25 protein-coding genes are annotated in these 26,829 nt (G+C 69.8%); 7 read left to right on the forward strand and 18 right to left on the reverse strand.

Annotated features, from left to right (window positions below; all coding sequences use genetic code 11):
- Both D7V88_RS02090 and hemL read right to left on the reverse strand, forming a co-directional pair.
- On the reverse strand, window positions 1-1,501 hold a 1,501-nt coding region (locus D7V88_RS02090; RefSeq protein WP_208726060.1), incomplete at its 3' end, for a serine/threonine protein kinase.
- Window positions 1,485-2,780, reverse strand: coding sequence for a glutamate-1-semialdehyde 2,1-aminomutase (gene hemL, locus D7V88_RS02095; RefSeq protein ID WP_120538900.1), 1,296 nt, complete (start codon window positions 2,778-2,780; stop codon window positions 1,485-1,487). The genes hemL and D7V88_RS02090, both read right to left, overlap by 17 nt.
- Window positions 2,781-2,972: 192 nt before the next feature.
- Between hemL and gloA the strand changes: the two genes are divergently transcribed.
- The 3 genes from gloA (at window position 2,973) to D7V88_RS02110 (ending at window position 6,014) form a co-directional block, all read left to right on the forward strand.
- Window positions 2,973-3,359 (forward strand): lactoylglutathione lyase, encoded by a 387-nt coding sequence (gloA, locus tag D7V88_RS02100; RefSeq protein ID WP_244237915.1) that lies wholly within the window; start codon window positions 2,973-2,975, stop codon window positions 3,357-3,359.
- 386 nt (window positions 3,360-3,745) lie between these two features.
- Entirely contained in the window at window positions 3,746-5,074 is a 1,329-nt protein-coding gene (mgtE, locus tag D7V88_RS02105; RefSeq protein ID WP_120538902.1) for a magnesium transporter, read from the forward strand.
- A 31-nt stretch (window positions 5,075-5,105) separates the two neighbouring features.
- Window positions 5,106-6,014 carry a DUF6929 family protein gene (locus tag D7V88_RS02110; protein ID WP_120538903.1) on the forward strand — a complete coding sequence of 303 codons (909 nt, stop codon included), beginning with the start codon at window positions 5,106-5,108 and terminating at the stop codon, window positions 6,012-6,014.
- Window positions 6,015-6,023: 9 nt separating this feature from the next.
- Here D7V88_RS02110 and D7V88_RS02115 read toward each other — a convergent pair whose 3' ends face one another.
- The 3 genes from D7V88_RS02115 to D7V88_RS02125 form a co-directional block, all read right to left on the reverse strand.
- Window positions 6,024-6,773, reverse strand: coding sequence for an SDR family NAD(P)-dependent oxidoreductase (locus tag D7V88_RS02115; RefSeq protein WP_120538904.1), 750 nt, complete (start codon window positions 6,771-6,773; stop codon window positions 6,024-6,026).
- Between the two features lie 103 nt (window positions 6,774-6,876).
- Window positions 6,877-7,797, reverse strand: coding sequence for a tetratricopeptide repeat protein (locus tag D7V88_RS02120; protein ID WP_244237916.1), 921 nt, complete (start codon window positions 7,795-7,797; stop codon window positions 6,877-6,879).
- Complete coding sequence (locus D7V88_RS02125; protein WP_341870648.1) at window positions 7,794-8,048, reverse strand: hypothetical protein; 255 nt, start codon at window positions 8,046-8,048, stop codon at window positions 7,794-7,796. Before D7V88_RS02125 ends, D7V88_RS02120 begins: the two co-directional genes overlap by 4 nt.
- A gap of 187 nt (window positions 8,049-8,235) precedes the next feature.
- On the opposite strand from D7V88_RS02125, the gene D7V88_RS02130 reads away from it, so the two are divergent.
- Window positions 8,236-9,063, forward strand: coding sequence for an SDR family NAD(P)-dependent oxidoreductase (locus tag D7V88_RS02130; protein ID WP_120538906.1), 828 nt, complete (start codon window positions 8,236-8,238; stop codon window positions 9,061-9,063).
- Window positions 9,064-9,070: 7 nt separating this feature from the next.
- Here the strand turns inward: D7V88_RS02130 and D7V88_RS02135 are convergent, their stop codons facing one another.
- On the reverse strand, window positions 9,071-9,448 hold the full coding sequence (locus D7V88_RS02135) for a hypothetical protein (protein ID WP_244237917.1): 378 nt from the start codon (window positions 9,446-9,448) through the stop codon (window positions 9,071-9,073).
- 269 nt (window positions 9,449-9,717) lie between these two features.
- On the opposite strand from D7V88_RS02135, the gene D7V88_RS02140 reads away from it, so the two are divergent.
- Complete coding sequence (locus tag D7V88_RS02140) at window positions 9,718-10,323, forward strand: cupin domain-containing protein (RefSeq protein ID WP_244237918.1); 606 nt, start codon at window positions 9,718-9,720, stop codon at window positions 10,321-10,323.
- A 3-nt stretch (window positions 10,324-10,326) separates the two neighbouring features.
- Here D7V88_RS02140 and D7V88_RS02145 read toward each other — a convergent pair whose 3' ends face one another.
- The 6 genes from D7V88_RS02145 to lspA (D7V88_RS02170) all read right to left on the reverse strand — a co-directional run bounded on the left by D7V88_RS02145 (window position 10,327) and on the right by lspA (D7V88_RS02170) (window position 15,019).
- Window positions 10,327-10,668 carry an energy transducer TonB gene (locus D7V88_RS02145; protein ID WP_147448571.1) on the reverse strand — a complete coding sequence of 114 codons (342 nt, stop codon included), beginning with the start codon at window positions 10,666-10,668 and terminating at the stop codon, window positions 10,327-10,329.
- A 15-nt stretch (window positions 10,669-10,683) separates the two neighbouring features.
- Window positions 10,684-11,205 carry a KdsC family phosphatase gene (locus tag D7V88_RS02150; RefSeq protein WP_120538909.1) on the reverse strand — a complete coding sequence of 174 codons (522 nt, stop codon included), beginning with the start codon at window positions 11,203-11,205 and terminating at the stop codon, window positions 10,684-10,686.
- 14 nt (window positions 11,206-11,219) lie between these two features.
- The gene (locus tag D7V88_RS02155) at window positions 11,220-12,278 is read right to left on the reverse strand and encodes an MXAN_5187 C-terminal domain-containing protein (RefSeq protein WP_120538910.1); all 1,059 of its coding nucleotides are present in this window, start codon (window positions 12,276-12,278) and stop codon (window positions 11,220-11,222) included.
- 39 nt (window positions 12,279-12,317) lie between these two features.
- The gene (locus tag D7V88_RS02160) at window positions 12,318-13,619 is read right to left on the reverse strand and encodes a prolipoprotein diacylglyceryl transferase (RefSeq protein ID WP_120538911.1); all 1,302 of its coding nucleotides are present in this window, start codon (window positions 13,617-13,619) and stop codon (window positions 12,318-12,320) included.
- Between the two features lie 123 nt (window positions 13,620-13,742).
- Window positions 13,743-14,351 carry a signal peptidase II gene (lspA, locus tag D7V88_RS02165; RefSeq protein ID WP_120538912.1) on the reverse strand — a complete coding sequence of 203 codons (609 nt, stop codon included), beginning with the start codon at window positions 14,349-14,351 and terminating at the stop codon, window positions 13,743-13,745.
- Window positions 14,352-14,383: 32 nt separating this feature from the next.
- Window positions 14,384-15,019, reverse strand: coding sequence for a signal peptidase II (lspA, locus tag D7V88_RS02170; protein ID WP_120538913.1), 636 nt, complete (start codon window positions 15,017-15,019; stop codon window positions 14,384-14,386).
- A gap of 140 nt (window positions 15,020-15,159) precedes the next feature.
- Here lspA (D7V88_RS02170) and D7V88_RS02175 point away from each other — a divergent pair, with 140 nt between their 5' ends.
- On the forward strand, window positions 15,160-15,513 hold the full coding sequence (locus D7V88_RS02175; protein ID WP_244237919.1) for a hypothetical protein: 354 nt from the start codon (window positions 15,160-15,162) through the stop codon (window positions 15,511-15,513).
- Window positions 15,514-15,586: 73 nt separating this feature from the next.
- Here the strand turns inward: D7V88_RS02175 and D7V88_RS02180 are convergent, their stop codons facing one another.
- Window positions 15,587-16,924, reverse strand: a complete 1,338-nt coding sequence (locus D7V88_RS02180; protein WP_120538948.1) for an endonuclease/exonuclease/phosphatase family protein — start codon at window positions 16,922-16,924, stop codon at window positions 15,587-15,589.
- Window positions 16,925-17,192: 268 nt separating this feature from the next.
- Between D7V88_RS02180 and D7V88_RS02185 the strand changes: the two genes are divergently transcribed.
- A complete protein-coding gene (locus D7V88_RS02185) occupies window positions 17,193-17,954 on the forward strand; it encodes a Mut7-C RNAse domain-containing protein (RefSeq protein WP_120538915.1) in 762 nt (253 codons plus the stop codon).
- Window positions 17,955-17,965: 11 nt separating this feature from the next.
- Here D7V88_RS02185 and D7V88_RS02190 read toward each other — a convergent pair whose 3' ends face one another.
- The 5 genes from D7V88_RS02190 to D7V88_RS02210 all read right to left on the reverse strand — a co-directional run bounded on the left by D7V88_RS02190 (window position 17,966) and on the right by D7V88_RS02210 (window position 26,771).
- A complete protein-coding gene (locus D7V88_RS02190) occupies window positions 17,966-19,108 on the reverse strand; it encodes a (2Fe-2S)-binding protein (protein ID WP_120538916.1) in 1,143 nt (380 codons plus the stop codon).
- Window positions 19,105-21,927 carry a xanthine dehydrogenase family protein molybdopterin-binding subunit gene (locus D7V88_RS02195; RefSeq protein ID WP_120538917.1) on the reverse strand — a complete coding sequence of 941 codons (2,823 nt, stop codon included), beginning with the start codon at window positions 21,925-21,927 and terminating at the stop codon, window positions 19,105-19,107. Before D7V88_RS02195 ends, D7V88_RS02190 begins: the two co-directional genes overlap by 4 nt.
- A 65-nt stretch (window positions 21,928-21,992) precedes the next feature.
- Window positions 21,993-24,887, reverse strand: a complete 2,895-nt coding sequence (ileS, locus tag D7V88_RS02200) for an isoleucine--tRNA ligase (protein WP_120538918.1) — start codon at window positions 24,885-24,887, stop codon at window positions 21,993-21,995.
- Between the two features lie 88 nt (window positions 24,888-24,975).
- Window positions 24,976-25,299: a hypothetical protein gene (locus D7V88_RS02205; protein ID WP_147448572.1), complete on the reverse strand. Its 324-nt coding sequence runs from the start codon at window positions 25,297-25,299 to the stop codon at window positions 24,976-24,978.
- Between the two features lie 38 nt (window positions 25,300-25,337).
- Window positions 25,338-26,771: a sigma 54-interacting transcriptional regulator gene (locus D7V88_RS02210; protein WP_208726062.1), complete on the reverse strand. Its 1,434-nt coding sequence runs from the start codon at window positions 26,769-26,771 to the stop codon at window positions 25,338-25,340.
- Window positions 26,772-26,829: the final 58 nt, after the last annotated feature.

The following is a 26,829-nucleotide window of genomic DNA, read 5'->3' on the forward strand; positions in this document are numbered from 1 at the left end:
GGGTGGGTGCCGGGTCCGAGGCCGCGTCGGGCGTGTGGGCGGCGGCCGTGCTCGCGTCCTGTTCAGGGGTCGGGGTGCGCGTCGGGTCCGGGGCCGCGGCGGCGACGGCCGTGCCCGCGTCCTGTGTCCGGGAAGCTTCGGGGGCCATGCCCGCGCTCCGCCTCGGATCCACTCCGAACGCCGTGGACTCCTCCACGCCGGAGCCCGGCGTCCACGCCACGTGGGGTGGCTGGGCGGGCGCGGTGGACTCCTCCGCGCCCACGCCCGGCACCCAGGCATCCTTGGTGACTTCCTGGTTGTGAATCCGCACCGGGGGCGCCTTGCGCGCACCGGGCTCCTCCCAGGGCTTCAGCTCCCGGGAGGCCTTGTCCGCGGCCTGGCGCAACCTCGCCGCGTCCAGGGCCTCCGTCGCGATGTCCTCCTGCGCTCGGAGCACTTCCGCCTCCTCCGACACCGACGCGCCCGGCGGCGCGAGCACGGATGGGAACTCCTGCCGCGTGCTCGCGCGCTCCGGCTGTTCGCGCAGCAGGTCGTCCACCATCTGCTGCTCGACGGCCTTCTCGCGCGGGAAGGCCGCCGACATCAGCCGCACCAGGTCCTGGTCCGTCACGCCCGGCGCCAGCTTCTCCTTCAGCGCCGCCAGCGCCTCGCCCATCGCCGCGGCGGTGGGGAAGCGGTCATTCGGTTCGGGCGCCAGCGCGCGCACCAGGAACGCATCCACCGCGCGCGGCAGGTCCGGCCGGTGGCGCCCCGCCGGCTCCCACTGCGGATAGGCCGCGCGCCGCCAGCGCTCCAGCGGGTCTCCGCGCTGGGACAGCGGCTTCCACGCGAACAACTCCCACAGCACCACGCCCGCCGCGTACACGTCCGCCCTGCGGTCCACGGTGCGCTTGCGGGCCTGCTCCGGCGCCATGTACGTGAGGTTTCCAATCACCACGCGCGGCGCCGTCTGCTGCTCCTTCAGCGTGGACTGCGCCGCGCCGAAGTCGATGATCTTCACCTCGCCCGCGTAGCTCACGCACACGTTCGCGGGCGACAGGTCGCGGTGCACCAGGTGCAATGGGTGCCCGTCCTCGTCCGTCGCGTCGTGCGCGTACGCCAGGCCTTCGCACAGCCGCTGTCCCATCTGGAGCAGCGCGCCCAGGGGCATCATCCGCTGGCGCTGCCGCAGCCGGTACGCCAGCCGGCTGAGCGTCTTGCCCTGCACGTACTCCATGGCGAGGTAGAGCTGACCGTCCACCTCGCCCATCGCGTACACGCGCGCGATGTTCTGGTGCGCAAGCCGCACCACCACGCGCGCCTCATCGCGGAAGCGCCCCACGAACTGCCGGTTCTCCAGGAGCCCCGGCAGCACCTTCTTCACCACCACCGCGCGGCGCACGCCCTCCTCGCGCGCGAGGAAGACCTCCCCCATGCCGCCCGCGCCAATGCGGCGCACGAGGGTGTAGGGACCGAAGCGCAGCGGCCCCTTCAGGGGCTCCGGTTCAACGGGCGTCGCCAAGCGAGCGGAACGCCTTGCGGGCCGCGGCGAGCACGTGCGCCACCTCCGGCTCGCCGATGGCCAGCGACACGAACGCCGCCTCGAACTGGCTGGGCGGCAGGTACACCCCTTCGTGCAGCATCGCGTGGAAGAAGCGCCCGAACTTCGCCGTGTCCGCCTTCTTCGCGGACGCGTAGTCGAACACCGGCTCCGCCGTGAAGAACACCGTGAGCATGCTGCCCACGCGGTTCACCGTCACCGGCACCCCCACCGCCTTCGCCTCCGCGCGGAAGCCCTCCTCCAAGAGCAACCCCAACTGCTCCAGCCGCGCGTACGTCCCCGGGGCCGCCAGCGCCTTCACGCACGCCAGGCCCGCCGCCACCGCCACGGGGTTTCCGGACAGCGTGCCGGACTGGTACACGGGCCCCTCCGGCGCCACCTTGGACATGATGTCGCGCCGGCCGCCGTACGCGCCCAGCGGCATGCCGCCGCCCACCACCTTCGCCAGCGTGGTCAGGTCCGGCTTGAGCTTGTACAGCTCCTGCGCCCCGCCGCGCGCCAGCCGGAAGCCCGTCATCACCTCATCCAGCACGAAGAGCACGCCGTGCTTCTGGCAGAGCGCCTGCAATCCCTCCAGGTAGCCCGGGCGCGGCACCAGCACGCCCATGTTGCCCACCACCGGCTCGATGATGGCGCAGGCGATGTCCTTGCCCTTCTCATTGAAGATGCGCTCCACCGCCTCCAAGTCATTGAAGGGCGCGGTGAGCGTCAGCGCCGCCAGCGCCGCGGGCACGCCCGGCGAGTCCGGCAGGCCCAGCGTCTCCACGCCGCTGCCCGCCTTCACGAGGAACGGGTCGCCCGCGCCGTGGAAGCAGCCTTCGAACTTGAGGATGTGCTCGCGGCCGGTGAAGCCACGCGCCACGCGGATGGCGGCCACCGTGGCCTCCGTGCCGCTGGACACCAGGCGCACCTTCTCCATCGACGGCATCGTGGCGCAGAGCAGCTCCGCGAACTCAACCTCCGCCGCGACAGGCGCGCCGAACGTGGTGCCGCGACGGGCGGCCTCCAGGATGGCCTCGATGATGGGCGGATACGCGTGCCCGAGGATGAGCGGGCCCCAGCTTCCCACCAGGTCCACGTAGCGGTTGCCGTCCACGTCGGTGAGCCACGCGCCGGCGCCCTCCCGGAAGAAGACGGGGTCACCCCCCACGCCACGGAAGGCGCGCACCGGGGAGTTCACGCCACCCGGGATGCGCGCCTGCGCACGGGCGAAGAGGGCCTGGCTTTGAGCGTGTTTCATGCGGGGTTGCATAGCACGCGCCGGGCGCCGCTCCCCGCCTCGCGTGGGGCTCCGGTGTCGGCTTTCCACCCCCATGCGGATGCCTGCCCGCACGGCGACGGACCGCACTCCCGGGCAGGAGGTCCCGCCCTCCCCCAGGGGCAGCGCACTCGCGGCTTCACCCTGACGGTCCCGGCGGTTATGACCGCTCGCATGCGAATCCTCCACACCATGCTCCGCGTCGGCGACCTGGAGAAGTCGCTCGACTTCTACACCCGCGTCGTCGGCATGACGCTGCTGCGCCGCCACGACTATCCCGAAGGCCGCTTCACGCTCGCCTTCGTCGGCTTCGGCCCGGAGGACACCCACCCCGCGCTGGAGCTCACCCACAACTGGGACACGGCGAAGTACGAGCTGGGCACCGCCTACGGCCACATCGCCCTGGGCGTCAGCGACATCCACGCCACCGCCAACGCCATCCGCGCGGCCGGAGGCAAGGTCGTCCGTGAGCCCGGCCCCATGAAGCATGGCACCACCGTCATCGCCTTCGTCGAAGACCCGGACGGCTACAAGGTCGAGCTCATCCAGCAGAAGAGCTGATCCACCCCATCGGGTCGCCTGGACGGTGGACGCCGCGCCCCCGCGCACGCGGGCCTCCACCAGCATTGAGCGGGCTTGAATCGTGGTGCCCCAAGGAACCGGGCGCCGCATCGGCATCTGCGGGGACAGCGTGTTCGACCCGGACGCGCTGGCCCCTGGCCGGACGCTCCGAACCTCCACGAAACGGGGAAGACAGGCCGCGAAGGCAGACATGACCCCCGGGGCCATGAGTCCGCGGCCCGGGGGGCGATGGACGGACCAGGCAGGCGGGCGAAGTTTCAGGGCGATGTTTCGCGCCTTCCACTCGCCGTGCCCTCCCCAGGGGTGTAGAGAGGCCGGCGCGCCGCGCATCGGAGCGCGCGCACCCTCCCCTTCCGAGGCACTTCATGGTGGAGAGTCCCCAGAGCCAGAACGCGTTGTCCCCCGACGAGCTCCACGAGGCCTGGGCCGTGCTGTCCCTGGACGAGCGCCTGGAAGGCTTCCGCCTGCTGCCCCCGGCGGTGGCGGACGACTTCTTCCTGGGGCTGTCCGCGCGAGAACAGGCCGAGCTCATCCTCAGCCTGCCGCAGGGCGAGCGCCGCACCTGGGTACGCCTGCTGCCCCCGGACGACCTGGCCGACCTGGTCCAGGCGGTGGAGCCCGACCAGGTGAACACCATCCTGTCGCAGCTCGACGACGCCAGCCGCCGCGAGGTGAACGTCCTCTTGGCCTACGCGGAGGACGACGCCGGCGGTCTGATGAATCCGCGCTTCGCCCGCGTGCGCCCGGACATGAGCATCGACGAGGCCATCGGTTACCTGCGCAAGCAGGCGCGTGAGCGGGTGGAGACCGTCTATTACGCCTACGTGCTGGACGCCGAACAGCGGCTCCAGGGCGTGCTGTCCCTGCGCCAGCTCTTCCAGGCCGCGCCGGACAAGCGCGTGGCGGACGTCATGCAGCGCGACGTCATCACCGTGGCGGAGAACACCGACCAGGAGGCCGTGAGCCGCACCTTCTCCGAACACAGCTTCATGGCCATGCCCGTGGTGGACGAGGCCCAGCGCATGAAGGGCATCGTCACGGTGGACGACATCGTGGACGTGGTCCAGGAAGAGGCCACGGAGGACATCCAGAAGGTCGGCGGTATGGAGGCCCTGGACGCGCCGTACTTCGACGTGGGTTTCCTGGCGATGCTCAAGAAGCGCGCCGGCTGGCTGATGGTGCTCTTCCTGGGCGAGATGCTCACCGCCACGGCGATGGGCTACTTCGAGCATGAGATCGCACGCGCCGTGGTGTTGAGCCTCTTCATCCCGCTCATCATCAGCTCGGGCGGCAACTCCGGCAGCCAGGCCACTACGCTCATCATCCGCGCGCTGGCGCTGTCGGAGATGAAGCTGAAGGACTGGTGGCGCGTGGCCCGGCGGGAGCTGGGCACGGGGCTGGCGCTGGGTTCGGTGCTGGGCCTCGTGGGCTTCATCCGCGTCATGGTGTGGCAGGCGCTGTTCCACAGCTATGGGGACCATGCGGTGGTCATCGGCCTCACCGTGGGCGTGTCGCTGGTGGGCGTGGTGCTGTTCGGCACGCTGTCCGGCTCCATGCTGCCGTTCATCCTGAGGCGCGTGGGCTTCGACCCCGCGAGCGCGTCCGCGCCCTTCGTGGCCACGCTGGTGGACGTGACGGGACTCGTCATCTACTTCACGGCGGCGAGCCTCTTCCTGCGCGGCAGCCTGCTGTAATCCGCGACGCCAGGCCCTGGAGGGCACTGCCATGATCGTCACCACTTCGCGGCGCACGCTGAACCTGTCGGGCACACAGGGCTTCGTCTCCGCCGCCAGCGGGCTGGTGCGCGCGGGGGACTGGCTCTACGTGGTCGCGGACGACGCGCTCCACCTGGCCGTGTTCCCCGTCACCGGGGACGCGCCGGGCCACACCGTGCGCCTCTTTCCGGGGGAGCTTCCGGACGGGCATGTGGAGCGCAAGGCCGCGAAGCCGGACCTGGAGGCGCTGTGCAGGCTGGGTCCTTCCGCGGCGTTCGCACATGGCGCGCTGCTGGCGCTGCCCTCGGGTTCGACGCCCGCGCGAAGACGGGCGTCGGTGCTGCCCTTGAACGCGGACGGGACGCTCGCGGGGCCGCCTCGCACGGTGGACTGCACGGGGCTGTACGTGCAGTTGGAGCGCGAGCTGGTGGCGCTCAATGTGGAGGGCGCGGCGGTGACGGGCCGGTTCCTGCGGCTGCTCAACCGGGGCAACGGTGTGGGCGGCGTGGACGCGCTGGTGGACCTGGACCTGGACCGCGTGCTGGGCGGCGTGGACTCGGGAGCGCTGGGGCCGGCGGCGGTGCGCAGCGTGCGCCGGTGGGAGCTGGGCGAGGCGAATGGCGTCCGGCTGTCCTTCACGGATGCGTCGGCGCTGCCGGACGGGCGCGTGGTGTTCACCGCCACGGCGGAGGATTCACGCGACCGCGTGGCGGATGGCCCGGTGAAGGGCTCCGCGGTGGGCGTGCTCGCACCGGATGGGACGCCGGTGTACCTGGACGCGGTGGACGCCGGCCTGAAGCTGGAGGGCGTGGACGCACGCGTGGAGGGTGGGCGCATCCACCTGCTGCTGGTGGCGGACGCGGACGACCCGTCGGTGCCCGCGCCGCTTCTGGAAGCCGTGCTGCCCGTGCCGGGCTGAGAAGAAGCCTCAGGCCTGGCGCTTCACCGGCAGCGGGCCGAACGCCTGCGCCACCGGCATCATCGAGATGACGTTGATGTTCACGTGCGCGGGCCTTGAGGCCACCCAGTACACCGTGTCCGCGATGTCTTCCGGCGTGAGCGGCTGCGTGTTCGCGTACAGCGACGCGGCGCGGGCGTCATCGCCCTTGAAGCGCACGTTGGAGAACTCCGTGCCGCCCAGGAGCCCCGGCTCGATGTCCGTCACGCGCACCGCCGTGCCGTGCAGGTCCGCGCGCAGGTTCAGGCTGAACTGGTGCACGAACGCCTTCGTCGCGCCGTACACGTTGCCCCCCGGATAGGGGAACTCCCCCGCGATGGAGCCGATGTTGATGACGTGGCCCCGGTCCCGCGCCACCATGCCCGTCAGCGCCGCGCGCGTGCAGTACAGGAGTCCCTTGACGTTGGTGTCCACCATCACGTCCCAGTCCTCCAGCCGCGCCGTCTGCGCGGGGTCCAACCCCAGCGCGAGCCCCGCGTTGTTGACCAGCACGTCCACCTGCGCGAAGTCCGCGGGCAGCGAATCGAACACCTTCTGCACGGCCGCCCGGTCCGTCACGTCCAGCGTCACCGGCAGGAGCTTGTCCCCCAGCTCCGCTTTCAACGCATCCAACCGCTCGCCCCGGCGTCCGGTGGCGATGACGCGCGCGCCTTCCTTCACGAAGCGGCGCGCGACGGCCAGCCCCACGCCCGCGGTGGCCCCTGTCACCAGCACGTTCATGTGATTCCTCCCACGAAGAGATGCCCGGCCCGACAGGGCCAGGCCTCACCGTTACATCGCATGCGTGGGAGGACGGCGCACGCGAATGCGCCGCACGGAGGGCTCAGTCCCCGCGGTCGCGGGCGGCTTCCTCGGCGGTGCCCCCCATGGCTTCCACGGAGGTGCGGGCCTGCTTGGCGCGGTCGAACGCCACTTCCTTCTTGCCGATGCCCTCGACCGTGAGGTTCGCCAGCCGGCGGCGCGCCCGCACGATGGCATCCTGCACGAGCGTCGGATCCGGGTGCGTCTTGAGCGTCTCCACCCAGGTCTCGATGGCCTTCTCGTTGTCGCCCGCGTCCGCGCGCAGCTTGCCCATCTCGAAGAGGGCGTGCGGCGCCAGCTCCGACTCCGGGAAGCGCGAGCGCAGGTCCGCGAAGGTGCGCAGCGCTTCCTGCCGCTTGCCCTCCAGCATGGCCAGCGCCTGCGCCTGGAGGTAGATGGAGTCATCCACGTACGCGCTGGTGGCGAAGCGCTCCGGCAGCTTGCGCGCCTCCAGTTCGCACTGCGGATAGTCCGCCAGCTCGAAGTAGAGCTTGGCCACCTGGTACTGGAGCTCCGCGCCCTGCGGCGGGTTGCGGTGCAGCGCGGCGGTGAGCTGGTCGATGGAGCCGCGCAGGTCGCGGTAGTGCACCCGCAGCAGCTCCGCCAGGATGATGCGCGCGTCCAGCGCCTCCGGGGACTCCGGGCACTGCTGGATGAGCTGGCGGTAGACGGACACCGCCTCCTTCACCTTGCGCTGCTCCAGCCAGTACACGTCCGCGGCGCCCTTGAGGGCCCGGGCGCGCATCACCAGCGCCTCCGGCGTCTCGTCGCGCAGCAACATGTCGTACGCCTTGCGGTACTCCACCAGCGCTTCATCCGGACGCTTCTCGAAGATGGCGTCCCGCGCGCGCTGCATGTGGTCCACCGGCTTGTCGCGGCAGCCCGTGACGGCCAGCGTCCCCACCGCCAACGTGAACATCCAGCGCCGGGCTGCCTGCTTCATTCGCACGACTCCGGGATGAGGCGCACGCAGTGCGTCTGGTCGCAGCGCACGCATTCACGCTCCGAGGACACATCCGTGACGCACACGGAGACGCGCGAGGTCCGGGGACAGTCCTCGGACGTGACGCAACGGTAGAGACTCCCGTCCGTCCGGGTGATGTCCACCGACGTGGAGCCGCAGGACTCCAGGTTGTTGCATCCCAGGAGCATGGCCGACACCACCGCCACTGCTCCGAACCAGGCGCATTGCACGGTCCAGGTTCTAGCCAACTTCCGCCCCCGGGTCACGAATCGTGCGCCCGCCTGCCCGCCCGTCGGAAAACGTGGACTCCCCGGAGGAACCGCGCCGGTGCATGGCCACCCCCTCTCCAGGCGTGCTAGCCCTGTCGCGTCACGACGTTCCACGCGCCCCGCCGCCCCTGCCAGGAGCCCTGAAACCATGAGCCTTCCCTCACGTCCTCGCGCGGTGGTGACTGGCGCCGGAAGCGGCCTGGGCCGCGCGCTGTGTGAAGCCCTGGCGGCCCGTCAGGCCCGGGTGCTGGTGTCGGACGTGGACCCGACCACGGCCGAGGAGACCGCCCGCCGCGTCACCGAACGCGGCGGCGAAGCGCGCGTGTTCCCGTGCGACGTCACGAATCCCGAAGCGGTGGAGGCCCTGGCGCGCGCCGCGGAGGATGCGTTCGGCGGCGTGGACCTGCTCGTCAACAACGCGGGCGTGGGCGCGGTGGGAGACGTGGGCGACCTGCCGCTCGTGGAGTGGCGGCGCGTGCTGGACGTGAACCTGTGGGGCGTCATCCACGGCTGCCACACCTTCGTGCCGCGCATGCGCAAGCAGGGCACGGGGCACGTGCTCAACATCGCGTCCGCCGCAGGGCTCATCTTCGCGCCGCACCTGGCGGCCTACAACGCGTCCAAGGCCGCCGTGGTCGCGCTGTCGGAGACGCTGTACGCAGAGCTCCAGCCGCTGGGCCTGGGCGTCACGGTGGCGTGCCCCACGTTCTTCCGGACGAACATCGCCGCGTCAGCGCGCTATTCGGATGCCACGCTGAAGGGCATGGGCGCGAGGCTGGTGGATGGTTCGAAGATAGGACCGGAGTGGGTCGCCGCGCGGTTGCTCACGGCCGTGGACCGGAACGCACCGCACGTGCTGCCCATGATGGATGCGCGCTGGTTCTGGCGCATGCGCCGGTGGATGCCCGGGCTGTTCCTCCACGGCGTCATCGCCGTGGACAAGCACTTCCGCGCGCGCCTGGCCCGCGGAGGCTGAAGCCACGTCAGTTGCGGCCCTGCATCGCGGGCGCCTTGCCGGAGGTGAGCACGGCGGTGTCCGCGGACGCCATCGAGTTGCGCTGCTTCACCATCCGCGCCTTCTGGTCCTGCTTGTCGTAGTGCTTCATGATGGCGGCGACGTGCGCGTCCGCGACCTTGCACTGCACGACGCTGATTTCCTGGTGACGCCGGCCCAGCTCGCTCCACATCGCCAGACGGCCCTGGCTGCCCATCAGCCGGTCCTCGACCGCGTCCAGGGCCTGGTCCATCTGCTTGCCCTCGGCCTCCAGCACCGCGAGCCGCGCTTCGGCGTCCTCCGGGGTCGGTCCCCCGCATCCAGTGGAGACGGCGAGCCCCACGACCGCTGTCAGTCCGAGCCACATCCGCCGCATCCCCACCGTCGCCTCCCAGGTGTCTCGGGTCGTCCACCGACCGTCAGGCAGCGCAAGGTAGGAACGGCCTCCGGGAGCGACAACCCGGACTCACGACGGGGGAGCAGGCGTTTTCAGGAACGAACGTTTGGGCCATTTCCCCCTCCCCCCGGTTTGACGATGAGTCAGAAGGGCCCCCGTTCCAGTGTTGCGCGGCCCCCAGACCCTTCACAGGTTGGCCCTGTCACGTTCGCGGTCCGACGCCGCGAGGAAGGAACGCGATGAAGGACTCCCACAAGCCGGGCGCCACGCGGTGGATGTCCGTGGGTGCGGTCGCGGGTGCGGCGCTGTCGCTCGCCTCCGCCGGTGCGCACGCGGAAGCAGCCCCGGAGCCCACGCGGCTGACGTTCAAGGACGACGGCCAGGTGCCCAACAGCCGCTTCCCGGTGCTGGTGTACCGCGCGGTGGTCGCGAAGGAAGGCGACGTGGCGGCGGCGTTCGAGCAGCGCTTCGCCGCCAACGGCTGGCCGCCGCAGTGGCGCTCCAGCGTCTACGACTTCCACCACTACCACTCCACCGCGCACGAGGTGCTGGGCGTGGCGAAGGGCTCGGCGAAGCTGATGCTCGGCGGTGAAGCGGGACAGGTGGTCAGCGTGCAGGCGGGGGACGTGGTGGTGCTGCCCGCGGGCACCGGCCACAAGCGCGTGGAGTCGAGCGGCGACTTCCTCGTCGTGGGTGCGTATCCGCAGGGGCACGGCCAGTGGGACCTGCAACGCCCGGATGCGAAGACGCGCGACGCGTCGGTGAAGCGCATCGCCCAGGTGCCCGTGCCATCCAGCGACCCCGTCACCGGGAAGAGCGGCGCGGTGACACGTTCCTGGAAGTAGCCGTCACGACTCCGGTGTGGAGAGCAGGCTTCCCCCGTCCTCGGGGAACAGGCGTCCTCCGTCGGCGGGAAGCATCGGATCCCGGAACTCGAAGCGGAAGGTGTAGGGCACATCCAGCGGCTTGCCGTTGTAGGTGACGGGCTTGTAGTCGCGGGACTGGATGTGGCGGATGAGTTCGCCGACCTGCTCGCTGGAGAGGGCTTCATCCCACTGGCGGGCCTGGCAGTTCTCCGCCCGCCCCTGCTTCGTGATGATGCACTGCACGACCGCGCGCGCCTTCACGGGCCGCGTGCTCGCGCAGCCCGCGAGCACCACGAACCCCGCCAACAACATCCCCCTCTTCATGCGGTGCTTCCCTCTTCAGGGCACCGGAGCGATGCGCGCCCGGTGCTTCAGGATGAACTCACACACCTCGCGCGCGGCGCCGAAGCCCGCGGCGCGCTGGGCCACGTAGTGCACCTTGGAGCGCACCTCGTCCGGGGCCTCGGGCACGGTGGCGGAGAAGCCCACCGCGTTGAGCAGCGGCAGGTCCACGACCTCGTCCCCCATGTAGCCGCAGTGCTCGGCGGACACATTGAGGATGCTCAGCAGCTTCTCGAAGTGCGCCACCTTGTCGCTGCTGCCGAAGTGCACGTGGCGCAAGCCCAGGGACTGCATGCGCATCTGCGCGGACAGGCTGTCGCCGCCGGAGATGGCGGCCACCTCGATGCCCACCTCCTGAAGACGCTTGATGCCCATGCCGTCGCGCACGCTGTACATCTGCGTCCAGCCGGAGTTGGGCACCCAGAAGATGCGTCCGTCGGTGAGCGTGCCGTCGATGTCGAAGATCATCACCGACAGGCGCGCCACCCGCGCCTTGAGCGATTCCAGGTCCTGGTTCATCGCAAACCGCCCCTCTACTTGGGCACGGCCTTGAGCGAGGCCTTGCCGTCCTTGATGACGACCTTGAACTCCACGGCCTTCGCATTGTGCTGTTTGAGCAGCTCCGGCACCTGCTTGCGCAGCGTGGCCGCCACCGACTCGTAGGACAGCTTGGACGTGTCCTCCTGGCAGCGGCGCTTCGCGGTGACATAGGCGTCGTACACCGCGCGCAGCTTGTCGTCGGACATGCCGCCACCGGGGCCGGCCGCCGCGGGCCGGGGAGCCGCGAGGGGCGCCGTTACCGCAGGACGCGCGGGCGCACCCGCCGCCGGTGCCGCGGTCCTCGCGGCCATGCCCGGAGGCACCGCGGGACGTCCCGCCGCGGGCGTGCCCCCTGCCACCGAGGGCACCGCGGGCGTCAGCGAAGGCAGCTTCGCGGCCCCCGCCACCGCCGGAACACCCGGCACGGCGGGCGTCCCCCGGAACGGCGTGCCACCAGCGGGCGCCACTGGGGCCACGGCGGGCGTGCCCCGGAACGGCGTGCCGGGTGCCGGAGCCGCAACCGCGGGCTCGTTCACCGGACGGCCGGGGACCTTGGGCTCGTTGATGGGCCGGCGGCCCGTCAGCTCTTCAATCTCCTCGATCTCCATGTCGGAGATCTCCTCCGGCAGCTCCACCACGTCCTTGCGGCGCTCACCGGCGGCGGCGGGCTTCTTCGCGGCCTCGGAGCGACGGCGGGCCTTGGCCAGGTCGCGGTGGTAGGTGCCGGCTTCAATCTCCTGGATGGTGCGCACCCACAAGCGTTCGTAGGTGAGGAACTTGTTGTGGATGGTCTGCACGCGGAACTTCACCGACGTGCTGCGCACGAAGGCGCCCTTGAGACGGACCATCCGCTTCTTCAAATCTTCGTGCGCGCGGATGGGCGCCTGCCGCTCCATGCCCAGGAAGTACTGCTCGTAGGTGTGGCGCAGCTCCGCGAGCTCCGCCTCCAGCGCCTCGCACTCCTGAAGGGCGGCTTCACTGGAGGAGCTGGCGTCCTGCGCGGACCGGGCTCCACCTTTGTTGGCGGACCGGGCGTTATCGGGCGGCGGCATGTATCGGGAGTGTCCTCAACCCGGGCGCGGCTCGCAACCTCAGGCCGCCGACGGTGTCGGTCCCAGGCCAGCGACCTCACCCGCCGGTCGGTGGCGCCCCAGGAGGATGGCGCCAAAGGTGAACATGCACAGGGAGATGAACTGGCTGGTGGACACGTTGTACCAGGCCTCCAGGGGCACCGCCGCCGCCAGCCCCTGGGCCCCCAGCGACTCCAACAGGCCGTGCAGGGTGCCGCGCTCCACATCGCCCCGGAACAGCTCCACCGTGGTGCGCAGGACGGCGTAGGCCATCAGCCAGAGGGCGAAGATGTGCCCGTGGAAGCGGCGGAAGCGGCGCGCGTACAGGAGCGCCACGAAGAGCCCCAGTTGCCCCACCGACTCGAAGAGCTGCGTGGGGTACACCGGCAGCGTGGTGCCGTGCTGGGCCACCCAGTCGGAGATGCGCACCGCGCCCGGCGCCGCCTGGTGGAGCACCTGCCCGGTGGCCTCCACGACGAAGCGGTCATCCCCCGCCTGGGAGCCGTAGGCCAGGCTGGACGCGTGCCCCAGCCGGCCGAACAGGTCCTGGGCCACCCCGGCGCCGGGGAAGGTCACCCCGGTGTGGGAGTGGCTGCCCGCCATGTCCCCCCAGCAGCAGCCAGCGGAGAAGCACCCCAGGCGCCCCAGGCACTGGCCCAGCGACACGGTGGGGATGCACACATCCGCCAACCGCAGGAAGTCCAGGTCGTACTTCCGGGCGAACAGGTACGCCGCCAGCCCCGCGCCAATGAGGCCGCCGTAGAACACCAGCCCGCCGCCCAGGGAGAAGGCCTGCGTCCAGTCCTTCGCGTAGTCCTGCCAGTTCACCATCACGAACAGCACGCGGCTGCCCACGAGCCCGCCAACGAGCACCCAGAACGCCATGTCCAGCACCTGCTCGCGCCGCCTGGGCCCTTCGGTGTCCACGAAGCCCTGGCCCTCCACGAACGTCACCCGGCGCCACTCGTCCTGCGCCAGCCGCCCCGCCACCGACACCGCGCAGATGAACCCGGCGGCCAGCAGCACGCCGTAGGTGTGCAGCGGGATGCCTTCGCCCTTGCCTCCCGGGAAGGCGTCCGCGGGCAGCGCGTACTTCAGGCCGAAGTACGCCAGCGCCGCGCCAATGGCGGCGAAGCCCAGGGCGCGCAGCAGCTTGTCCTGGAGCGAGGCGGGACCCGCCTTGTCGCTCTTCGCATCCACCGGCCCCACCGCGCCCTGCCAGCCGTTGAAGGCGATGGAGGACACCACCCCCACCGCGACGGCGTACAGCAGGAGCTGCATCCAGAGGCTGGTGAAGGTGAGGCGCAGGAGGACGGGGAGCATGGGGACCTCGGCCGGGCGGCAAGAAGGCGGAACGCGACGACGGACCGCACCCGGAAACGGCGGGGACAACCAGAGCGGCCGGGCGGGACATTCCCGCGCACCGGCCACGCACGACGACAGGCGTCAGGCCTTGGCGGGTTCGGAGGTGGGCTTCTCCTTGCGGACGAAGGCGTCCACCACGAGCATGCCCACGCCGATGCAGATGGCCGCGTCCGCGACATTGAACGACGGCCAGGCGGCCTTGTCGTACCAATGCGCTTCCAGGAAATCGATGACGAAGGCCCGGGCCACCCGGTCGACGTAGTTGCCCAGCGCGCCACCCAGCACCAGCGGCAGGCCCCACAGCGCCCACTTCTCCGCGGGGTCCGTCCCGGTGAGCTTCCGGAAGTAGAAGACGATGAGCAGCACCGCGCCCAGGCTCACCAGGTGGAAGAGCGGGCCGCGCACGTTGGGCGGCAGGTCGCGGAACATGCCCCACGCGGCGCCAGGGTTCTCCGCGTAGCGCAGGCGGAAGAAGTCATCGACCACCTCCACGTGCCTGCGAGGCTGGAAGTGCAGCCCGTAGCGGCCGGCCGCCTCCGCGGGCGTGTACATCGCGCCCAGGCGCTGCCCCAGCGTGGTGGCTCCGTCGAAGCGGGTGGTGAGGTCCCGCACGACCAGATACTTCGTCCACTGGTCCAGCACGATGACGCCCAGCGTGAGGGCGAGGAGGATGACGTATTTGCGCGGCACGGGGACGGCTTATACCAGCCCACCCCGGCCCGTCACGGCTGAGGGCTCTGGGGGGTGAGCGGCGAGGAGGTGGTGACGGGCTCCGGCCGGCGCGCCCACACGGAGTCCAGCAGCATCAGCGCCACGCCCACCACGATGGCCGCGTCCGCCACGTTGAACGTGGGCCAGCGCATGCCCGGCTGGTTGCGCCAGTGCCAGTCGATGAAGTCGATGACGTAGCCCCGGATGAGCCGGTCCACGAAGTTGCCCAGCGCGCCGCCAGTAATGAGCGCCAGCGCCAGCCGCACCGACTTCTGGGACGCGTCCGTGCGCCGGTACAGCACCAGGATGAACGTCAGCGCCGCCAGGCTCACCACGTGGAAGAACGCCTTGCGCGCCGTGTCCGGCAGGTTGGAGAACATGCCCCACGCCGCGCCCGGGTTCTCCACGTAGCGGAAGTGCCAGTAGTCCTCGATGAAGCGGTACGGCCGGGTGTTGCGCCGGAACTCGCCTTCCTTCGGAGGGTCGTTGTCCAGGTTCTGCTCGCTCAGGAAGCCGGACACGCGCGCCATGCCTTCGCGGCCGTCCAATGCTTCCGTCAGCCGGGACACGGCCAGGTACTTGGTCACCTGATCCGCCGCGAGCACGGTGAGGACCACGACGAGGAGGAGGCGGAGGGAGGCTTTCATGCGGTGTCAGACCTCTATCGCGCCCCCGGGAGCCCTGACAACCCGGGGCACGCAAGGCGCCCGCCGGGCCGCCTGCCTCCGTACTCCCGGACGCCGCGTCTTTCGGGCATGGTGCGCCCATGGCGCCTGTTGAGCCCGACGTGAAACCTTCCACTCCCGACATTGCCCCACCCGGAACCACCACCGCCCCGGCGGCCAAGCCATCGCTGATGGCGCGCTTCAAGGCGCTGCTGGTGGACTACGGCCCGCTGGCCATCGCGGTGAACTACGTCATCTTCGGCCTGGTCATCGTGGGCTTCTGGGCGGCCATCCGCGCGGGCTTCCAGCCGGAGAGCACCGGGGCGCAAGCGGGCGCCTGGGGCGCTGCCTACATCGCGTCACAGGCGGTGAAGCCGTTGCGGCTGGCGGCGGTGTTCGTGCTCACGCCGCTCATCGCCCGCATTCCGCCGGTGGCGCGCTTCCTGGCGAAGAACAAGCACAAGTGGAGCTTCTGAAGCGCTTCTGAAGGCGAGGACTCCGGCCGGACACCGAAGGACTTCCGGTGCCCGGCCGTGTCGCATCCGCCGGCTAGAAGTTGGGCGTGAGGAAGTCCTTCAACACGCCCATGTGCTGCATGTTGGAGGCGCCGCTGTCGCTGGACAGCGCCGGGTAGATCTCCGACAGCGGCGTGTAGACGCGGCTGTCCAGGACGAGCCCGTTGGCGAAGGAGCTGGCGCCAATCACGGTGGGCACGCGGTACTGGTACAGGTCGTTGTCCACGAGCACGTGGTCGTAGGGCTTGCTGCGGTTCGCGTTGGTGCCGTCCTTGTTGTTCTTGTCCACCGGGTGCGGCCCGACGGTCGTCACCACCTGCTTGAAGGTGGTGAGGCAGGACTCGGAGCGGCTGTCGGTGTTGAAGTCGCCGCCGATGGTCAGGTAGTCGGACTCCCGGACATTGTCCTTGATGAACTTCACCAGGTTGGTGGCCTCCGTGTTGCGGACGCCGGAGCCGCTGGTGAGCAGGTGGACGCTGACGGCCCAGAGGTCGTGCGGCCCCGGGATGTCGATGCGCGCCCAGGCGAAGTCGCGGTTGGACACCTGCGTGTCCTTCCACTCACCGGACTCGATGATGGGGAAGCGGCTGATGATGCCGTTGGGGATCTGCGCGCCGGTCTCGCGGTAGTACGAGAAGCCCGGGCCGAAGGTCAGGTCGACCATCTCGCGGATCTCCGCCGCGGAGTTCGCCTTGTAGTTGAACTCCTGGATGAGCACGACGTCGGGCTTCACGCCCTGCATCAGCCGGATGCCGTGACCCTGGTCGTAGTCCTGGCCGTTACCGCTGGTGATGTTGGCCGCCATGATGCGGATCTTCGTGTAGCCACCATCCGTGTCGGAGCCACCGTCCGTGGTGCCCGCGTCGTCAGAGCCCGCGTCCGTGGTGCCCGCGTCACTCGTGGTGCCTGCATCACTCGTCGTGCCCGCGTCGACCGTCGTACCGGCATCGACCGTCGTGCCCGCGTCGCTCGTCGTGCCCGCATCGACCGTGGTGCCCGCGTCGACCGTCGTACCGGCATCGACCGTCGTACCGGCATCGACCGTGGTGCCCGCGTCGGTCGTCGTGCCCGCGTCGGTCGCCGTGCCCGCATCGGTCGTCGTGCCCGCGTCGGTCGTCGTGCCCGCGTCATTCTCGGAGCCCGCATCGGCATCCGGGCCCGCGTCGATCGAACGACCGCCATCCTCCACGTCGCCAGCATCGACCGTGCTGCTGCCAGCATCCGTCCCGGTGCCCGCGTCGTTCCGGGTTCCGGCATCCGCCGAGGTTCCAGAGTCCGGAGGCGTGGTGGGCTCGGTACCCGGGCCGCAGGCGGTTGCCAGGGCCCCCATCGCCACGAGGGCGCGGAGAATCGGGGGGAGCTTCATGGACATGCGGGGACCTGAATCCTTGCTTCCGAGGGTGACGAGGGGCTGACCCGTCGGCTTCGGCACGCCGACTTGCGCGTGATTATAGAAGTTTCCAGGTTGGCTGTCCTCTGACCGCCCGTGAGGTTTTTCTCTCTTCTTTCGCAGAATCCAAGAGCCTCCATCCGCCTGTATCTGCGGAAGACTTGAATTCAAAGAAAGGCATCGCCAGAACAGGCGACGACACAGCGATACAACGCAGCGATACGACGCAACAGGACGTGAGGAATCCACGATGTCACCACGGCAGCTCACGGTGCGTTTCCACGGCGCACTGAACGACTTCCTCGCGCCGGAGCGCCGGAACGTGGCGTTCACGCACGCCCTGCAGGGCAGCCCTTCGGTGAAGGATCTCATCGAGTCGTTGGGGCCACCGCACCCGGAGGTGGCCGTGGTGCTGGTGGATGGCGACCCGGTGGGCTTCGAGCACCGCGCGGAAGCGGACACGAGCCTCGTCGTCTACCCCGCACTCCAGGCGCCCCGGGTTCCACCGGAGTCACGCGTGGGACCGCCGCTCCCGGAGATGCCGCGCTTCGTGCTGGACGTGGGACTGGGGCGGCTGTCGGGCTTCCTGCGGATGCTCGGCTTCGACACCCTGTGGCGCAACGACTTCGCGGATGATCATCTGGCGCGCCTGTCCCGTCAGGAGTCGCGCGTGCTGCTCACGCGGGACCTGGGCGTGCTCAAGCGTTCGGAGGTGGTGCACGGCTACTTCCCGCGCGCCACCGACCCCGCGCACCAACTGGTGGAGGTGGTGCGCCGCTACGAACTGACGTCGCGCATGCGCCCCTTCAGCCGCTGCATGGCCTGCAACGCGCCGCTGACCACCGCCACGCCGGACGAGGTGCAGGGCCGCGTCCCCGAAGGCGTGGCCGGACGCCACTCCCACTTCCGCCAGTGTCCCGGCTGCCAGCGCGTCTTCTGGCCCGGCACCCACCACGACCGCATGCAGGCCCTGGTGGACACACTGCGCCGGCTGGAAGCCGTCGGCACCTGAGGTCGCGGGCTTTAGCGGGTCCGGGGGACCGTGGCCCACACCTTCGGGCCCCGGGGTTCGTTCTTCTCCAGCACCAGGTCGAAGGTGATCTCCACCGTGCGCGCGAGCCGGAGGAAGAACTCCCTGGCGAACGAATCGACCGCGAAGCCCAGGTCCCGCATGTCGAGCGTCACCGGAGCGCGTGAGACGATGCGCAGGCTCGTGCCCTCCAGCACCGTCACCACCGCATCCGCCGTCACCGGCAGCCGGATGCCGAGCGCACCGACACGCCCCCGGATGTTCACCGGGATGGCCGTGCCGAAAGGCACCGCGTCCAACTGGTAGCGGCCGTCGAGCGTGTCCACCGAGTCCAGGGTGAAGTCCACGGACTCGACGGTCTTGAAGAAGAACTTCCCCAGATTGAAGTCGCGGACCGGCTCGCCCGTGCGCACGGAGCGCGTCCTGGCGCTCACCTGCGCGGTGCAGGTGTCCAGCCGGAGCCACTCCTCGAACCGGATGGTCGCTTCCACCTCGTCCAGGAAGCCCACGAGCGCCTTCTCCTCCAGGTCGTTCGAGGACTGCTTGCGCACCCGGAAGGAGACCACCGAGCGCTGCGGCTCCGCCGGCCCCGGCGTCTCCCAGGTGAGCCGGGGGTCCGCGAGGATTGTCTTCTTGATGGCCTCCGCGTACTTCACGTACCCCGTGCAACGACAGACGTTCCCGGAGATGGCCTGACGGATGCGGTTGTCCAACTGGGCCACGGGGATGGGCCCGCGGGCGAGCTGATCCATGAGCACGTCGGCCGCCATCAGGAAGCCAGGGGTGGAGAACCCGCACTGGAAGGAGTAGCACTCCAGGAACTCGCGCTGGAGCGGATGGAGTTCCCCGTCCGGTCCCGCCAGGCCTTCCACCGTCGTGAAGTGCAGCCCTTCGATGGAGTCCATGCGCGCGTAGCACGCCAGCATGGCCATCTTGGGACTGCCGGGCGCCTTCTGCGCCACGACCTTGCAGGCCCCGCACGAACCGATGCCGCAACTGAGCTTCGTGCCGGTGAGGTCGAGCTGTTCATGCAGCACGTCGACGAGCAGGTCCTCCCCCGCCGCGACGACGGTCCTCGGGATGCCGTTGACGTGGAGGGTGTATTCGCGCTCGGTGCGCTTGGGAGTCTGGGTCATGGCTTCAGTGCCTCCAGCACGCGCGCGGGGGTGAAGGGCAGGATGCTCAGGCGCACGCCCGTGGCATGGGCGACCGCGTTCGCGACGGCCGGCATCACCGTCGTCATCACGGCCTCGGCGATCCCCTTCTTCCGGATGGGAGGGCCGGACCTCAAAATCTGCGCCCCTTCCGGAAGCGTCACCAGCCGCAACTGCACTCCCGAGGCAGGCATGTGCGTCGCCCGGGGGACCGGATAGCGGTGCAGGTTGAGCAGGCCGTCCACACCGACGGGGGCCGGCGGGACGCTTTCGAACAGCGTCATCCCCAGCCCCATCGCGAAGCCCCCCTCCACCTGCCCTTCGAGGATCTTCTGGTGGTGGACCTCGCCCGCGTCGAGCAGGGTGACGGCGTCCACGACATCAATCACCCCGGAGCGGGTGTTCACCGTGACCGCGACGAGGTGCCCGGCCGAAGCGTAGACGCTCCGGATGTGGTGCTTCGCGTCGTTCGCCGCGCCGTCATAGGGCACATCCACCCGGGTGACGTGCTGGTAGCCCGCCACGTCCTCGGCATCGCCTCCGTGGAGGACGGCGAGCCCGTCGATGTAGCGCAGCCGCGTCGTGCCCCCCAGGGTGTACTCCGAACAGGCGTACGCGTTGCGGTAGTAGGTGTGCACGATGGCGCCGGTGCACAGCCCGTCCTCCTTCGCCCGGGCGTGGGCCCTGGACGCGAGCTCCTCCATGGGAATGGGGCAGCGGCCCGGAGCCACCAGCTTCCCGTCCTCCCAGTGGGCGGTCTCCGGGACGTCGCCCCAGATGTCCGCCGCGCACGGCTTCAAGCCGTGATCGAAGACGACCCGCGCGGCCTCCTCGACCGCGTGGATGTGGAAGAACGCCGTCACCGAAGCACTCATCGTGTTGTCGAGCTTCGGCGTGTTCCTCGGCTGCCCCGGGGCGTAGGGGGCCTTGTTCAACCGGATGGTGTCGTGGTCGAAGCGGCCCAGCACGCCCAGGACGACCCGGGACGCCTCGCGGCCCAGCAGCGGTCGGGTGGCGATGGCGAGCGAGGTCTCGCTGCCCTGGCCCATCTCGATGGCGGTGGAGCGCACCGTCACCTCGCCCATCGGACCGATGCTGACCTCGGCGAAGACCGCGTCCTCGCTGGTGCCTATCGCCTGCATCGCGCAGGCGAACCCGACGCCATACTTCACCAGCCCGTTGCCCCGGGCGGCGTACTCGGCCCGCTTCGCTTCCCGCCCGGTCCAGAGCGGCTCCTTCGCGGCGAGGGCGCAGATGCGCTCGGTGTCCAGGTGGTGCCGCAGCTCGAAGCCCGTCACGTCGACGTCCTTCGGCTTGAGCAGCTTTTCATGCCGGAAGGCGATGGGATCCGCGCCGACCGCGCTCGCGACCTCGTCGATCATGGACTCGATGGCGAAGGCCGCCTGCGGAATCCCGAAGCCGCGCATGGAGCCGGAGGGAGCGCCGTCCGTGCTGATGCCGTAACCGCTGATGGCGTTGTGCGTGAAGCGGTACGGCCCGGCGGCATGGAGGGCGCACAACTGCACGACGGGCTTGGTGAGGTTCAGCACGCCGCCGCCATCCATGGAGATGGTCGAGTCGAGCGAGTGGAGGACGTAGTCCTCGGGGCCCTTGGGTGGGGGGCCCTGGGGGTCCCTGGGGCCATAGGCCAGCACGTTCTGGAGCACGGCGGCGTGCCGCTTGATGCCGCAGAGGAACTGCTCGTAGCGGTCGAAGGCCAGGCGCACGGGCCCGTCGCAGAAGAAGGCCGCCAGGGCCAGATACATCGGGAAGGTGGAGAGGTCCCGTCCCCCGAAGCCGCCGCCAATCGGATAGGTCGTCAGCTCGACCCTGGGGGACTCCGCCTCGGGCCACAGGGCGGTGAGCGTCTCCACGCCCTCCCGGTCCTTGCGCGGAGACTGCGTCCCCGCCGCGACGCGCAGGACCTGCTTGCCTTCAGCATCCCGGGTGAGAAAGGCGAGGCCCGTCTCCAGCTCCATGAACATCGGATCGATGCTCTGGCTGAAGAAGGTCCGGCGCAACACGGTCATCCCCTCCTCGGAGACGGACCTGCGGATGGCTTCGCGTGCCTTGTTCGCCTGGAGGTTGATGGCCCGCTTCGCGGGGTCCACGTCCGGCCCCAGCGCGTCGGGGTCATGGTCCTTGTGGCCCTGGGCGGAGAACGCGTGGTCCTTCACCTGGCTGCGGATGAAGTGGGTGGCGCCGTAGATGGCCTCTTCCTTGGAGACCCTCGCGCCCAGCAACGGATTGACGAGCCGCTGGATGTCCTGCTGCCACTCCACCCGTGAGCTGGCATCGAAGCGCAGCAGGGGAGGACCTTCATGTCGGCTCGGCTCCCGGTTCCAGGTGGCGAACTTCCGCAGGTCGCGGCTCTTGCGGAACAGGAGGATGGCCACGGGCTGACCGATGTGGTCCGCGTAGCCGCCAGGCGGGGTCAGCCAGTACAGCCCGAAGAAATCCGGCACCACGCTCGTGTCATCCAGCGCGAGCCCCTGGGCCGGGTGCACGACCGTCTGGGCCCTGCTCCCACCGGGGAGCTTCTGCCTGTACGGCGCCGTGAACCCGCGCGCGTGGAGGTCCACGGCCTGGACGATGTCTGGCGGCTCAATCCCCAGCAGCGCGAAGACCTCCACCAGCCGCGCGTCATCCAGGCCCAGATACTTGCGGTCCGCGGAGGTGACGCGAAGCAGGTAGGCGTGACGGCACGCCCCCTCCCAGCCCAGGTCCCGCGTGTTGAGGTCGCGTCCGTAGACCTTCTTGCCGCGGACCTTGTCTTCACGGTCACCGAGGAATGGAGGCATGTGCCCCCATCACCTAACACCCCCAGGGAATAAGCATACATCCCCTCAGGAGGAGACGTCTGTCTTCAGGACAACGCCTCGCGACATTTGGGGCAGACCTCGTCGCCCTGCCCCACCGCTTCCGAATACACCCAGCAGCGCGGGCACTTCGTCCCCTTCGCCGGCAACACCTCCACGGACAGGGACGCGCCGTCGCCAAACGCCTGCGACACCTCCAGCGCCGTCGCCGCGTCGGAGGCCGTGTCCGCCCATTCCACCTGGCTCACGATGAACAGCCCGGGCAGCTCCGCCAGATGCGCCTGGAGCAAGGCCTTCACCGCACCGTCAGCCGACAGCACCACGCGCGCCTCCAGGGACGCGCCAATGCGCTTGTCCCGCCGCGCCACCTCCAGCACGCCCTGCACCGCGCCGCGCACCGCGAAGAGCTTCGCGTACCGCTCCGCGATGCCCGGCGCCATCGCGCCCTTCGGCTCCGGGAAGCCCGCCAGGAACACGCTCTCGGTGTGTTCGCCCGGCAGGTGCTGCCACGCCTCTTCCGCCGTGAAGCTCATCACCGGCGCGAGCAGCGGCAGCAGCACGGTGACGACCTCGTGCAGCACCGTCTGCGCCCCCCGGCGCGCGGGCCCGTCCGCCTTCGCCGTGTAGAGCCGATCCTTCAGGATGTCGAAGTACACGGCGGACAGGTCATTGGCGCAGAAGTCCACCACCGTCGCGTAGACGAGGTGGAACTCATAGTCCTCGTACGCCTGCCGCACCCGGGACACCACCTGCGACAGCCGTCCGCGCGCCCACTGGTCCAGCGGCGACAGCGCCTCCGCCGGCACCGCGTCCTTCGCCGGGTCGAAGTCGTGCAGGTTGCCCAGCGCGTAGCGCAAGGTGTTGCGGATCTTCCGGTAGCCCTCCGACAGCCCCTTGAGGATGGCGTCCGACAGGCGCACGTCGTTGCGGTAGTCGCTGGCCGCCACCCACAGCCGCAGCACCTCAGCTCCGTATTGCTGGATGACCTTCTCCGGCGCCACCGTGTTGCCCCGGCTCTTGGACATCTTCTCGCCGTGGCCATCCACCACGAAGCCGTGCGTGAGGCACGCCTTGTAGGGCGCCACGTCGCGCGCGCCCACCGACACCAGCAGCGAGGAATGGAACCAGCCCCGGTGCTGGTCGCTCCCTTCCAGGAACAGGTCCGCCGGCACACGCTGCCGCTTCGCCAGCACCGCGGAGGCCATGCACGCCGAGTCGAACCACACGTCCAGGATGTCCGTCTCGCGGTGGAACTCACCCTTGCCGCAGCGCGGACACCGGAAGTCCTCCCCGAGGAAGTCCTTCACCGGCGTGCGGTACCACACGCCCGCGCCTTCCTTCTCCACCGCCGCCGCCACGCGCTCCATCACCTCTGGAGACACCACCGCGTCGTCGCACCCGTCGCAGTACGCGATGGGGATGGGCACGCCCCAGCTTCGCTGCCGGCTGATGCACCAGTCCGGACGGCCCTCCAGCATGCCCCGGATGCGCGACTGGCCCCACGACGGCACCCAGCGCACCTGGTCCACCTGCTCCAGCACCGCCTCACGGAACGTCTGCGCGCCGTGGAAGGCCGCGTCCATGGGGATGAACCACTGGTAGGTGGCGCTCTGGATGACGGGCTGGTGGCAGCGCCAGCAGTGCGGATAGCTGTGCGTGAGGGTGTCTGATTTGTCATTGAGCAGCGCGCCCCGCTGCACCAGCAGGTCCAACACGACAGGGTTGGCCTCGAAGACGCGCCGGCCCGCCAGCACCTCGCCCACCGTGTCGTCGTAGCGGCCGTCCGCGCGCACCGGGTTGTAGATGTCCAGCCCGTACGCGAGCCCCACCTCGTAGTCCTCCTGCCCGTGGCCCGGCGCCGTGTGCACCAGCCCCGTGCCCGCATCCAGGGTGACGTGCCCGCCCAGCACCACGCGCCCCTGCCGCTCCAGGAACGGGTGTTGATACGTCACGTGCTCCAGGTCCTCGCCCGTCGCGTACGCGAGGATGCGCGAGGGGTCCACCAGCGCCGGGGACGACACCTCTCCGGTGGGAAGCTGCACGTGCTTCACCGCCAGCTCGTCCGCCTTCACCTCCGCCAGCACCTTGGCGAGCAGGTCCTTGGCCACGCACAGGACGCGGTCCTCCAGCCGGTAGAAGACGTATTCGAACGTGGGGTTCACCGCGATGGCCAGGTTCGCCGGCAGCGTCCAGGGTGTGGTGGTCCAGATGACGAAGGACACGCGCTGGCCGCGCAACTGCGGCAGCTTCTCACCCAGCGAGGCCCCCGCGTCGAAGGCCACGTACACGGACGGCGAGGTGTGCTCCGCGTACTCCACCTCCGCCTCGGCGAGCGCCGTCTGGTCCTGGAGGCACCACGCCACCGGCTTCTTGCGGCGGTACAGCATGCCCCGGCGCGCGAACGTGGCCAGCTCGCGCAGCTCCTGCGCCTCGTAGGTGAAGTCGAGCGTCTTGTAGGGCGCGTCCCACGTGCCGAAGACGCCCAGCCGCTGGAACTCCGCCTTCTGGATGTCCACGAACTCCAGCGCGTATTCGCGGCAGCGCTCCAGCAGCGCGTCGCGCGACAGCGTGCGCTTGTCGAGCTTCTGTTCCTTCAGCCGCTTCTCCACCGCCTGCTCGATGGGGAGGCCGTGCGTGTCCCAGCCGGGGATGAAGTCACACGGGCGTCCGGAGAGGTTGCGGTACTTCACCACGATGTCCTTCAGCACCTTGTTGAGCGCGTGCCCGGCGTGCAGGTGGCCGTTGGCGTACGGGGGCCCGTCCGCCAGCACGAAGGGCTCCCGGCCGGCGTTCTTCTCCAGCAGCTTCTTCCACACCCCGCGCTCCGCCCACCACGCCAGGAGGCGCGGTTCGAGCTGCGACAGGTTCCCCTTCATGGGGAACTCCGTGCGCGGCAGGTGGACGGTGGCGTCGAGGTCCTTGCGGGAGGGGGCGTCGCTCATGGCTCAGCGGCCGTAACACCCTCGCGCCAGGGCTTCAATCCGGACGGCCCGGGGCCAGACGCTCGCGGCGCCCCGGCCCCACATGCCGTCACTCGTCGTGACCGTCCTCGTCGTCGTGGCCCGTGTGCTGCGGCTTGGCCTTGGGGCCGCCCTTGGGGCACTTCTTGTTGCACTTGGCCATCGCGGTCTTCATCTTCACGGCGCAGCGCTGCATGCAGGCCTGGCTGTCCTTCGCGGCCGTACTGCCCGGCTTGGGACAGGAGAGGGTGCACGACTGCATCTGCCCCCCCACCTTCTGGTTGCAGTTCGTCTGGCACTGATTGGGCGCGCCAGCGAACGCCGGCGGGGCCAGCAAGGCGACGCCCAGGGTCAGTGCTCCCATCCAGCCACGCACAGCGGTTCGGGTCTTCATGGTCATGATGATGTCCGACGCAGGGCGAGAACTCTACTTCACCGCGGTTTCAGGCCCTTGGCGTCCAGTTGGTACTTCTTCACCAGCCGCTCGATGGACTTGCGGTGCAGCCCGCTCTCCCGGGCCGCGCGGGACAGGTTGCCCTCGCAGCGGGTGAGGACGCTGGTGACGTACTCGCGCTCGAAGTTCTCCAACAACTGCTCCTTGGCATCCTTGAAGGCCAGGTGTTCGTTGAAGGGCAGCGGGCCCTCACGGGCCTGGCCCCGGACGCGCGGGGGCAGGTGGGAGGGCAGGATCTCCTCCCCTTCGGAGAAGGTCAGCACGTGCGACAGGACGTTCATCAATTCGCGCACGTTGCCGGGCCACGCATAGGCCATGAGCAACCCCAGGGCCTCCGCGGAGAAGCGCTTGCGGCCGTGCTTGTCCACCACCTCCGGCTCCGCCAGGGCCTGCTTCAGGATGAGCGGGATGTCGTCGCGGCGCTGGCGCAGGGGCGGGAGCTGGATGTTGATGACGGACAGGCGGAAGTAGAGGTCCTCGCGGAAGTTGCCCGCGGCGATCTCCTTCACGAGGTCGCGGTGGGTCGCGGCGATGACCCGGACATCCACCTCGATGACGTCGTTGCCGCCCACCCGGCGCACCTCGCGGTTCTCCAGCACGCGCAACAGCTTGGGTTGCAGGTCCAGGCGCAGCTCGCCCAGCTCGTCCAGGAAGATGGTGCCGCCCTGCGCGCGCTCGAAGGCGCCGGGGCGGCCGGACACCGCGCCGGTGAAGGCGCCCTTCTCATGGCCGAACAGCTCGCTTTCGATGAGGTTGGGCGGGATGGCGCCGCAGTCCAGCACCACCATGGGGCCCTTCTTGCGGCCGGACAGCTCATGGATGGCGCTGGAGACCAGCTCCTTCCCGGTGCCCGTCTCCCCCTGGATGATGACGGACACGTCCATGGGCGCGATGCGTTTGATGAGCCCGAACACCTGCCGCATCTTCACGCTCTGGCCCACCATGCCGCACAGTTCGCCCTCGCGGTCGGGCTCCACCGCCACCTCCTCCTCCAGCGGGGCGAAGGTGATGACGGAGGAGCCGGCGCGGATCTGCGAACCCGGGGACAGGTAGGCCCGTTCGATGCGGCGGCCGTCCAGGAAGGTGCCGTTGGTGGAGTTCAGGTCCACCAGCAGGTAGCCGCGCTCGGTGTACTGGACCTCGAAGTGGTGGCGGCTGGCGGTGCGGTCCTCCACCAGCACCAGGTCGTTGCCCGGGTGGGCGCCGCACCTCAGCCGCTCCTTGTCGCTGGCCATGGAGCGCCCGGTGTCCGGCCCCGCCGTCACCAAGAGCCGGCACTTGTGCAGCTTCACGCTGGTGCGCGGATCCACCACCTGCGTCTCCCCGAGCAGGGAGGACTGGGACGCCAGTTCGAGTCCGACGTCGCCGGGATTCGTGTGGATGTCGTCGGGATGCGGGTTGGAGGCGGTCATCAGTGAACGCGAGGATAGCAAAGGGAGCCCACGCACCATGCCTGACGGCCCGTGCGTG

Source organism: Corallococcus terminator (assembly GCF_003611635.1).
Taxonomy (GTDB): Bacteria; Myxococcota; Myxococcia; order Myxococcales; family Myxococcaceae; genus Corallococcus; species Corallococcus terminator.

Excerpts from the sequence above, each read along its gene's own strand:
- D7V88_RS02195 (WP_120538917.1), bottom strand. The coding sequence starts at position 21,927 with ATGCCTCCATTCCTCGGTGACCGTGAAGACAAGGTCCGCGGCAAGAAG.
- D7V88_RS02185 (WP_120538915.1), top strand. The coding sequence starts at position 17,193 with ATGTCACCACGGCAGCTCACGGTGCGTTTCCACGGCGCACTGAACGAC.
- D7V88_RS02160 (WP_120538911.1), bottom strand. The coding sequence starts at position 13,619 with ATGCTCCCCGTCCTCCTGCGCCTCACCTTCACCAGCCTCTGGATGCAG.
- D7V88_RS02115 (WP_120538904.1), bottom strand. The coding sequence starts at position 6,773 with ATGAACGTGCTGGTGACAGGGGCCACCGCGGGCGTGGGGCTGGCCGTC.
- D7V88_RS02145 (WP_147448571.1), bottom strand. The coding sequence starts at position 10,668 with ATGAAGAGGGGGATGTTGTTGGCGGGGTTCGTGGTGCTCGCGGGCTGC.
- D7V88_RS02140 (WP_244237918.1), top strand. The coding sequence starts at position 9,718 with ATGAAGGACTCCCACAAGCCGGGCGCCACGCGGTGGATGTCCGTGGGT.
- ileS (WP_120538918.1), bottom strand. The coding sequence starts at position 24,887 with ATGAGCGACGCCCCCTCCCGCAAGGACCTCGACGCCACCGTCCACCTG.
- mgtE (WP_120538902.1), top strand. The coding sequence starts at position 3,746 with ATGGTGGAGAGTCCCCAGAGCCAGAACGCGTTGTCCCCCGACGAGCTC.
- D7V88_RS02110 (WP_120538903.1), top strand. The coding sequence starts at position 5,106 with ATGATCGTCACCACTTCGCGGCGCACGCTGAACCTGTCGGGCACACAG.
- lspA (WP_120538913.1), bottom strand. The coding sequence starts at position 15,019 with ATGAAAGCCTCCCTCCGCCTCCTCCTCGTCGTGGTCCTCACCGTGCTC.
- D7V88_RS02155 (WP_120538910.1), bottom strand. The coding sequence starts at position 12,278 with ATGCCGCCGCCCGATAACGCCCGGTCCGCCAACAAAGGTGGAGCCCGG.
- D7V88_RS02150 (WP_120538909.1), bottom strand. The coding sequence starts at position 11,205 with ATGAACCAGGACCTGGAATCGCTCAAGGCGCGGGTGGCGCGCCTGTCG.
- D7V88_RS02190 (WP_120538916.1), bottom strand. The coding sequence starts at position 19,108 with ATGACCCAGACTCCCAAGCGCACCGAGCGCGAATACACCCTCCACGTC.
- D7V88_RS02120 (WP_244237916.1), bottom strand. The coding sequence starts at position 7,797 with ATGAAGCAGGCAGCCCGGCGCTGGATGTTCACGTTGGCGGTGGGGACG.
- D7V88_RS02205 (WP_147448572.1), bottom strand. The coding sequence starts at position 25,299 with ATGAAGACCCGAACCGCTGTGCGTGGCTGGATGGGAGCACTGACCCTG.
- gloA (WP_244237915.1), top strand. The coding sequence starts at position 2,973 with ATGCGAATCCTCCACACCATGCTCCGCGTCGGCGACCTGGAGAAGTCG.
- D7V88_RS02180 (WP_120538948.1), bottom strand. The coding sequence starts at position 16,924 with ATGTCCATGAAGCTCCCCCCGATTCTCCGCGCCCTCGTGGCGATGGGG.
- D7V88_RS02130 (WP_120538906.1), top strand. The coding sequence starts at position 8,236 with ATGAGCCTTCCCTCACGTCCTCGCGCGGTGGTGACTGGCGCCGGAAGC.
- D7V88_RS02210 (WP_208726062.1), bottom strand. The coding sequence starts at position 26,771 with ATGACCGCCTCCAACCCGCATCCCGACGACATCCACACGAATCCCGGC.
- D7V88_RS02135 (WP_244237917.1), bottom strand. The coding sequence starts at position 9,448 with ATGTGGCTCGGACTGACAGCGGTCGTGGGGCTCGCCGTCTCCACTGGA.
- hemL (WP_120538900.1), bottom strand. The coding sequence starts at position 2,780 with ATGAAACACGCTCAAAGCCAGGCCCTCTTCGCCCGTGCGCAGGCGCGC.